9 protein-coding genes are annotated in these 8,583 nt (G+C 61.3%); 5 read left to right on the top strand and 4 right to left on the bottom strand.

Annotated features, from left to right (window positions below; genetic code table 11):
* Nucleotides 1-215: 215 nt before the first annotated feature.
* The 4 genes from lpxA to AAF555_07790 all read right to left on the bottom strand — a co-directional run bounded on the left by lpxA (nt 216) and on the right by AAF555_07790 (nt 4,450).
* The gene (lpxA, locus tag AAF555_07805) at nt 216-983 is read right to left on the bottom strand and encodes an acyl-ACP--UDP-N-acetylglucosamine O-acyltransferase (protein ID MEM6911475.1); all 768 of its coding nucleotides are present in this window, start codon (nt 981-983) and stop codon (nt 216-218) included.
* Nucleotides 984-1,042: 59 nt separating this feature from the next.
* Nucleotides 1,043-2,362 (bottom strand): bifunctional UDP-3-O-[3-hydroxymyristoyl] N-acetylglucosamine deacetylase/3-hydroxyacyl-ACP dehydratase, encoded by a 1,320-nt coding sequence (locus AAF555_07800; protein MEM6911474.1) that lies wholly within the window; start codon nt 2,360-2,362, stop codon nt 1,043-1,045.
* Between the two features lie 85 nt (nt 2,363-2,447).
* The gene (locus AAF555_07795; protein MEM6911473.1) at nt 2,448-3,776 is read right to left on the bottom strand and encodes an alkaline phosphatase; all 1,329 of its coding nucleotides are present in this window, start codon (nt 3,774-3,776) and stop codon (nt 2,448-2,450) included.
* Nucleotides 3,777-3,841: 65 nt separating this feature from the next.
* A complete protein-coding gene (locus AAF555_07790; GenBank protein ID MEM6911472.1) occupies nt 3,842-4,450 on the bottom strand; it encodes a L,D-transpeptidase family protein in 609 nt (202 codons plus the stop codon).
* Between the two features lie 111 nt (nt 4,451-4,561).
* Here AAF555_07790 and AAF555_07785 point away from each other — a divergent pair, with 111 nt between their 5' ends.
* The 5 genes from AAF555_07785 to AAF555_07765 all read left to right on the top strand — a co-directional run bounded on the left by AAF555_07785 (nt 4,562) and on the right by AAF555_07765 (nt 8,489).
* The gene (locus AAF555_07785; protein MEM6911471.1) at nt 4,562-4,882 is read left to right on the top strand and encodes an FmdB family zinc ribbon protein; all 321 of its coding nucleotides are present in this window, start codon (nt 4,562-4,564) and stop codon (nt 4,880-4,882) included.
* 37 nt (nt 4,883-4,919) lie between these two features.
* Nucleotides 4,920-5,567: a hypothetical protein gene (locus AAF555_07780; protein ID MEM6911470.1), complete on the top strand. Its 648-nt coding sequence runs from the start codon at nt 4,920-4,922 to the stop codon at nt 5,565-5,567.
* 131 nt (nt 5,568-5,698) lie between these two features.
* Nucleotides 5,699-7,084 carry a hypothetical protein gene (locus tag AAF555_07775; protein ID MEM6911469.1) on the top strand — a complete coding sequence of 462 codons (1,386 nt, stop codon included), beginning with the start codon at nt 5,699-5,701 and terminating at the stop codon, nt 7,082-7,084.
* Between the two features lie 40 nt (nt 7,085-7,124).
* Nucleotides 7,125-7,580, top strand: coding sequence for a Minf_1886 family protein (locus AAF555_07770; GenBank protein ID MEM6911468.1), 456 nt, complete (start codon nt 7,125-7,127; stop codon nt 7,578-7,580).
* Nucleotides 7,581-7,676: 96 nt separating this feature from the next.
* The gene (locus tag AAF555_07765; protein MEM6911467.1) at nt 7,677-8,489 is read left to right on the top strand and encodes a UDP-2,3-diacylglucosamine diphosphatase; all 813 of its coding nucleotides are present in this window, start codon (nt 7,677-7,679) and stop codon (nt 8,487-8,489) included.
* The last annotated feature ends 94 nt before the right edge of the window (nt 8,490-8,583 follow it).

Genomic DNA, 8,583 nt, shown 5'->3' with positions numbered 1-8,583 from the left:
TCGGTTTTTTTGGTGATTGCGTAGGCTTTGCACATTCTGCGCGCCCTGGTTTGGGCCGAGAGGCGCGCGGCCTGCCTTCGCTTGATCCGGCTGCCTGGCTTATACCAACCTCTAGAATTCACTGGAAGAATGGAGGGAAGGTGTTGTGGGGAAGAGGCGCTGAAGCGCGTGGAAGGGAGAGCCGGTGTCTTTCGAGCCAATTCTGCAGCTTGGTTTTAGCGGACGATCCCCCGCTCGCTCGACTCCACGAAGTCAATGAGATGCGAGAGTTCCTCGGTAGGGGGTTCGACTGCTTTCATCGTTTCGATGGCCTGGGTGACGTTGAGGTCTTTTTTGTAGATGGTTTTGTAGGCGGTGCGGAGGGACTTGATGGCTTTTTCGCTGAAGCCTCGGCGCTGGAGGCCTACTTGGTTGATGCCTCGGATGAGAGCGGGGTTGCCGTCGGCGATCATGTAGGGGGGAAGGTCTTGGACGAGTTTGGTGACGCCTCCGGTCATGGCATGCCTCCCTATGCGGACGAATTGGTGGATGCCACTGAAGCCGCCCAATATGACATAGTCTTCCACGAGGACGTGGCCGCCGAGGGTGCTGTTGTTCGAGAAGATGCAGTGGTCGCCAATGACGCAGTCGTGCGCGATGTGGGTGTAGGCGAGGAAGTGGCTGTGGCTGCCGATGCGGGTTTTGGAACCGGGGGCGGTGCCTCGGTTGAGGGTGACAAATTCTCGGAAGAGGTTGTGGTCTCCGATTTCGAGGTGGGTGGGCTCCCCTTCGTATTTCAGGTCTTGGGTCTGCTGGCCGATGCTGCCGTAGGGGAAGAATTCGTTTTCTTTTCCGATTTGGGTGGGGCCTTGGAGGGTGACGTGGTTGTGAATTTTGGTTCCCTCTCCCACGGTGACCCCTTTTCCAATGATGCTGTAGGGCCCGATTTCTACACCACTGCCCAGTTCGGCCTGTGGGTCGATGATGGCGGTGGGGTGGATCATCGGAGAGTTTGCTAGTTTTCGGTGTTCAGTTTTCACTGCCCGCTGTCGGGCTCTGCGGGCTATTGTTCAACCAGTCCGAATTTGAGTTCGCCTTCGCTGACGACTTTGTCGTTTACGAGGCAGCGGCAGTAGGTTTGGCCTACGCTGCCTCGGGCTTTGGTGACTTCGGCTTCGATGAAGAGGGTGTCCCCCGGGAGGACGGGTTTGCGGAATTTCACTTTGTCCGCGCTCATGAAGTAGCCGATTTTTCCCTGGTTGCCTTCCTGTCTTAACATGAGGATGCTGCCAACTTGGGCCATGGCTTCCACTTGGAGCACGCCTGGCATGACGGGGTGGCCAGGGAAGTGACCGGGAAAGAAGGGTTCGTTCATGGTGACGTTTTTGATGCCGGTGCATTTCCATTCGCCTTCGAATTTCACGATCCGGTCCACTAGCAGAAAGGGGTAGCGGTGGGGGAGGATTTTGAGGATTTCGTTGATGTCGAGGACGCTTTCGCCGGTCGGGATTTGGACCGGGGGGACCATGGCGCGCATGACGGCGTATTCTTTGGCGACTTTTTTGGCCATTTCGGTGTTGGGGCCGTGGCCGGGGCGGACGGCGATGATGTGGCCCATGATGCGTTTGCCGCAGAGCATAAGGTCGCCCACGATGTCGAGGATTTTGTGGCGGACGAATTCGTCGTCGAAGCGGAGGGGCTCGCTCGCCATGATGGAGTCGCCCTTGATGACAATGGCGCTTTCAAGGCTCCCGCCTTTGATGAGGCCTTTGTCGAGGAGCGGTTTGACGTCTTCGTAGTGCACAAAGGTGCGGGCGGGGGCGATTTCCTTTTCGTAGATGGCTGGGGTGATTTCGGTGCTGAAAAATTGGGTGAAGTTCCCTTGGTCGTCGGCTTGGGTGCAGGAGATGCGGAATTTTTTGTCCGGGACGATGGTGAAGAGGGAGCCATTGCGGGATTCAAGGTGGATGGGCTCGCGGATTTCCCAGACGCTGAGTGGCTCGTCCTGCTCGACGATGCCTGCCTGCTGGATGCATTGGAGGTAGGGCGCTGCCGAGCCGTCCCCGATGGGGGGCTCGTTGGCGTCCATTTCCACGAGGGCGTTGTCGATCCCCATGCCGGTGAGGGCGCTGAGGACGTGTTCGACTGTTTGGACTTTGACGCTGCCTTCTGCCAAGGTGGTGGCCCGCTCGACGGTTTGGACCTTGCTGACGTGGGCCGCGATGAGGGGCTGGTCTTCGAGGTCGATCCGCTGGAATTGGATGCCGTGGCCGCAGGGGGCGGGCTTCAAGGTGAGGGTGACGGTCTCCCCGGTGTGGAGGGAGTTGCCCTTGAGGCTGGCGGGCTGGGCGAGGGTCCGTTGTTTCGGGGGCTTGTCGGCCATGATCCGCTAGGGAATAGCGGGAGGGACCCCGTGGGTCAATGCGGAATGCGGTGGGCGGTCTGTGGAATGATTTGGGAGTGGGGCGTCATTCCGCGTGGGGCAGCCATTCGCCGAAGAGGGCGAGGTAGAGCATGCGGTAGGTGTCTGTGTTGTCGAAGTTGAGTGGGAGGCGCTCGGCGTGGAGTCCGGCGGCCCGGGCCGCGATCCCGCCGGAGAAGTCCATTTTGCCGGCCCAGGCGATGCCGAAGGGGAAGCGTCGGCCTGCCCGGTCGGGGAGCGAGAGGAAGGGGGCGGTTTGCGGTCCGTCGATGCCGTCCATGGGCGCGCCATTGTCGGTGGTGGCCATGGGGAGCTGGTCCAGGGCGAGGAGATTGGGGAGGCCGCCGTAGCCTCGGGCCAGGGATTCGGCGATGGAGACGATTTGGAGGCCGCCGGCATCACTATCGCTACAGGTGAGGAGGAGGGTGTCGGGGTGGGCCTGGAGGAAGTCGAGCCCGATTTGGAGGGCGTCGTCGGCCCGAAGGGCGGCTTCCATGGTGCCGCCTGCGTTATTGTGATTAGAGAAATTATCAGTTCCCTCTTCTTCGGTGACCAAGAGAAAGCCTTTTTCGTGGCGAGATAGGATGGTGAGGGCGGCTTCGGTCATTTCTGCGACGGTGGGGGCCTCGGGCTCATAGTGGTCGAGCCCTTCGGCGGCTTGCAGTTCCTCCGATTTCGCGTGATAGGTGTCGGAGGTGGCGAAGATTCCCAGCAGTTTGTCGACGGTGGGGAGGTCGAGGGCTTGGAGTTGGCTGCGGTTGAAAACGATGGTGTAGCCGGCGGCTCGGGCTTCTTCGATGAGGTTTCGCTGGTCGCTTCGCGCCCCCGGCCCATGGAAGCCTTCGACGCCTTCGGGGAGAAAGAATTTTTCGCCCCCGAGAAGGAGAACTTGGGCTCCACTTTGGAGGATTTGGCTGGCGATGGCGTCCACGTTCTTGCGCTTGCGAACGCTCGCTAGAAAGACGCCGGTCCCGGGCTCGCCGATGTGGCCGCTATTGACGAGGCCGACCGCTTTCCCGCGGGCGAGCGCCTCCTGCATGATGCTTCCGGGGTAGCCGGAGAGGGCGCGGAGGGGCTTTTTCAGGTCCATTCCATAGGAGTCGGCCGCGACTTTCACGCCATAGGCATGGCAGGTGGCTCCGGCGTGGGAGGTGGGGGTGAGGCCATCTTTGACGTGGCCGCGGTAGATGCCGATTTCAGGGAGTTGGTCCCAAGCGAGGAGGCCATCCGGTCCGACTTTGAGAAAGCGGGCGGCCCCCCAGACATTCACGCCAGCTCCGTCTGGGTGGATGAAGAGGGCGCTGCCGCTCGGGAGGGGCTCAGCCGGGAGAGAGAGGCTTCCTAGAAGGGTGAGGGCGAGTGTCCGAAGAACCATGAGGTTAGGGGTGGTGGCAGACAGGGTCTTGGTCCACCACCAGTTTGTGAAAAGAGGGGCGCCCGCTAACGAATGACGCGGACGGGGGTGCCGTAGGCGACGTTGTCGAAGAAGGTGCGCGCCATCCGTTCGGGCATGCGGATGCAGCCATGGGAGGCAGGGTAGCCGGGGATGTAGCCGGCGTGGAGGCCGATGCCGCCATGGATGCGCATGAAGTAGGGCATGGGCGCTCCCACAAAGCGGCCGCCGCGGGGCACGGGGTCCTTGCGGGAGTCGGCGTCCGGGTTCACGACGTTGCCGTAGGCGTCCACGATTTTTCCGTAGAGATTGGAGGCGTGGTCTCGGCTTTTTTGGATGATTTTGAAGTTGCCCGTGGGGGTGCGGTAGCCTTCCCGACCGGAGGAAATCAGGGAGGAGCCGACGAGTCGACCTCCTTTGTAAAAGAGGGCTTGCTGTCGGGTGAGATCGATGACGACCGAGGGCGCGCCGCTGTAGCCTTCCCCATCCCAGTAGGAGACGGAATCGGCCATGGGGCCTTCCTGCCGGTAGGCGCCCACCGCAGTGGGGTCGCCCACTCCGCGCAGGTAGGCGGTGCGGCCATAGGGATCATTCGAGCCGGCACATCCGACGAGCAGACCAGCCGCGAGAGACAGAAGAAGGATTTGGTGAGTCATGATAGAGGAGGGAGCAAAATACGGTTTCCGGGCTCAGCGGTCAAGCTGCCCTCCGGTGGCACTTGCGAGAAGCGACGGAACCTCTACATTCCGGTTTCCTTTCCGAAAACCATGCCCAACTACGATTACGTTTGCGATACCTGCGGCCAGACCTTTGAGGTCTTCCAGTCGATGACGGCCCCCCGTTTGGAGGCCTGCCCTGACGAGGCGTGCCGCGGCCAGGTGCGACGCAAGATCGGCACGGGCGCTGGCATCATTTTCAAGGGCTCCGGTTTCTACCAAACCGACTACCGCAGCGATTCCTACAAGAAGGGCGCGGATGCGGAGAAGGCCCCTTCCAAGGAGTCGAAAGCGTCGAAGTCCGAGGGCCAGAGCACGAGCAGCGAAGCCAAGCCGAAGGCGTCCTCCGGAGGTGGGGATTCCAAGAAGTGACGTTTGACTTCCTTTATGGAAGCCCGTTTCGGTTCTCATGCGCCCTGGCAACGTTCGACGCCCGCCTTCCTACGCCCGCAAGGCTCGGGGCGGCGGGCTGATGCTGTTCGTCCAGATCTTCACGATCCTGCTCTTGCTGCTATTTGGGCTCGTCTTATTTTTCTCCTTCCAGGCGGAGGATCTTTCGGACATTGCCGGGCATCCCAGCGCCCCGGCCGAGAGCCAGGAGGAGCTGGGGCTGACGCGAGTGGAAGGTCCGGGCGAGATCAGCGAGATGCTTCAGTTGCAGCCGGAGGTCCGGCTGACGGAGGAGGCGATCAATGAGTATCTCCAGCGGACTTTGGCGGCCAAGCAATTGGGATCCTTCGAGGGCTTTGCTGAGTATGTGAATACCTGGGTGCGCTTGGTGGATGGGCAATTCGAGGTCATCATCGAGCGAAAGCTCTTCGAGCGATCGGTCACGGTTTCCTTGCACTTCGAGGTCATGCGCCAAGGCGACCTCTTTCTCTGCCAGGCCAAGCGAGGACGCTTCGGGAACCTGCGAGTCTTCGGCGGGTTTCTGGCCGCGCTGCAACCGGCCGTGAGGGAGCTGCACGATCTTTACCAAGAGGAAATCGCCGCCCTGACCGAGACCGGGAGGGTGGTCATTGAGCAGGATCGCGTGATTCTGGAGCGAGGTTATTAGTGACCAGAGCCAAGCCCTCAAGCGACCGGACGCGACGCGGTGCAAGGGGACACGAAGGGGCCGAGGATTGCTTTCGCTGGAGATGCGGCTAAGAATTTCTCCTTTCCCAAGATTCCGGGTTCCCCCTTCCCATGAAACGACGAGGCCTCCTCACCACCTGGGCAGCTTGCTGGCTGCTCGGCGGGTGGCTATGGCCGGCGCTGGGGCAAGAAGCTGGGGAAGCGGTGGAGAAGGAACCGAGCGAACCGGCGCGAACCCTCAGTTCCTCCCGGCAGATGGTGGTCCAGGGCGGCACGTCTTCGGCCCGCGGGGAGTTGGCGGTGCTCTTCGAAGGGATGAAACGGGACCTCCTGGCACTTTTGCAACGGCGCGATCAATGGAGCTTTGAGATTGTGGCCCGCCTTTTCGGGGAGGTGGGCGATCCAGCGCCGAGTGATGGCGATATGATTCGCTACTCGGCCCGGCCGATCGAGGGCGGCGGCTTCCAATTTCTCCTCGATCTCAAGCTCAACCGCGGGATGGAGGAAGCTCAGCTTCGGCGCACGCTCCTGGAACTGCTCTTGATGGAGCTGGCGCTGCGGGAGCTGCGCGGTCAGGACTTGGTGGCCAACCAGCGGGTGGTCTCTCCTTGGGTGCTGGAAGGCATCGACATCCTGCTCTTCCAGCGGCGCTTGGGCTTTTTGCCCCCGGAGATCGACCTGGCCATGAAGTCGCGCCGGCTCCCTGACTTGGAGATCGTGACAGAATCCGCGCCCCTTGAGATGGATCGCATCTCACGGGCGCTTTACGGGGCGGCTTCGGCCGGCCTGGTGCAGATGCTCTTGGAGGAGGACAAGGGCCGCTCTCGCTTCGTGCAGTTTCTTCAGCGACGCCCCCTCCACCCCCAAGGCGACGCCGTGCTCCTGGACTTCCTCTACCGTGAAATGAGCGTGCAGGAAGACGAACTTCATCGCTGGTGGGCTATCAAAAAAGAACAACTGGCCCAGCCCAAACTCTTTGACGCCATGGGCCCAGCCGAGACGGATGAGCAGCTGGCGCGCGCTTTGGAAGTGGCCTTCCTGATGGAGGAGCAAGGCGTCCAGCGGACGGTGCGCACCACTGTCCACGAGGTCGATACCCTCCGCCTGCGGCGCGACCGGGCCACCATCCTTCTCCCCGTGGAAGAGCGCCTGAAAGTCCTCCGGGTTCGGGGGAGCGCCCTCTACCGGGAGGTGGTCGAGGGCTACTTGCTGGCCGTGGGGAGGCTGGTAGCCGGGCAGACGGTGGCCCTCTCCGAAACCATGGCCGAGCTGCGGGAACGCCGCGCCGAGGTGCGCCTGCGGGCCATAGAAATTGAAAACTACCTCGACTGGTTCCAAGCCAACCAAGTGGAGGCCCCCCGCGGCATCTTCCGAGGCGTGCGGGAGGCGCAGGAAGAAGTCGGGCAGCTCTTGCCCAAGCGGGAAGACGAAATCGCCCTCTACCTCGATGCCATGCAAGCACGCTTCGCCAATCAGGAAGCCCCCGCTGAACCGTGAGTGCATTGACAGTCGCCCCCGTTCACTCCACGTTCGGCGCATGCAACAAAGCACCTTTGAGGAAGCCGTCCGCTCGGTCAGCCAATCGGACCCACGCTACGCCGAAGAGGCTTACTTGTTTTTGCGAGACGCGCTCGATTTCACCCTGCGGGAGGTCAAGGGCGGTGAAGTGGCGGAAGACCGTCATGTCTCGGGTCCCGAGCTGTTGGAAGGCTTTCGACGCTACGCGCTGGATGAGTTTGGCCCGCTCGCCAGGACCGTTCTGGAAGACTGGGGGCTGACGGAGTGCGCGCAGGTGGGCGACTTGGTCTTCAATCTCATTGAGATCGGGGCCTTTGGGAAAACCCAATCGGATAAGAGGGAAGACTTCCGCGGGGACTACACCTTCGAGGCAGCGTTCACCGCACCCTTCTTGCCCGCAGCCGCTTCTCGCAAAGATCCCGATGCTCGACCCGGCAGACAACCCGAGCACCCGGTCGAAGGCGGGGAAGGCTGAGGCGTGGCACGCTTTTCTCGGCGTGACATGATTGTCACCCAAAACCGATGGGGTCTCTCGCCCTCTTTCGGTTATACTTAAGAGAAGTTTATTGTGGTGGCCAAGTCGAAACTCGATTTCAAAACCGTCTTTCTCTCCGACGTGCATCTCGGCACGCGCGACTCGAAGGCCGCCGAGCTGACGAAGTTCCTCAAGCACGTCCACTGTGAAAAGCTCGTCCTCAATGGAGACATCGTGGATGGCTGGCAACTGCGTCGCAAACCGTTCTGGCTGGACGAGCACACCAAGCTCGTCCGTCACATCCTCAAAATGATGGAGAAGAAAAACACGGAAGTGGTCTACCTCCGCGGCAACCACGACGACGTCCTGACCCGCTTCCTCCCCATCTTGATCGACAAATTTTCTCTCGTGAGCGAGCACCTCCACCAGACGGCCCGTGGGAACTACTTGGTGGTCCACGGGGATGGCTTTGACAACGTGACGACCGATCACAAGTGGGTGGCCCATCTCGGCCACCTCGGCTACGCCTGGCTCCTCCGCTTCAATCGCCTCTACAACCGCTGGCGCGCTTGGCGGGGCCAAGAATACTTCTCCCTCAGCAAAAAGGTCAAAGCCAAGGTCAAATCGGCCGTCAGCTTCATCGGTCGCTACGAAACGCAGCTCCAGGAGCTGGCCAAGCACCGCGGGTGCATCGGGATCATCTGTGGTCACATCCACACCCCCGAAAACAAAATGATCGGAGACATCCACTACCTGAACTCCGGGGACTGGGTCGAATCCCTCACGGCGGTGGTCGAGCACTGGGATGGTCGCTTCGAAGTCCTCAGCTACCAGCAATTCCTGCTTCAGGCAGCCGCCTCCAGCCCAGCGGAGTCATCGCAAGAGGCCCCGCTGGAAGACGCTGCCTAATCTGCAGGTCCAGCCTCCCTCCTAGCGAAATGATTTCCTAGCTAGGTCGACGCTAGGGAGTTGAGTCGAGGCCCGATCCGGGTAGGCTCTCGGC

The sequence above is a fragment of the Verrucomicrobiota bacterium genome, assembly GCA_039027815.1.
Lineage (GTDB): Bacteria > Verrucomicrobiota > Verrucomicrobiia > Verrucomicrobiales > JBCCJK01 > JBCCJK01.
The sequence above is the reverse complement of the archived record's forward strand: the minus strand, read 5'-3'. Positions and strand labels throughout refer to the sequence as shown.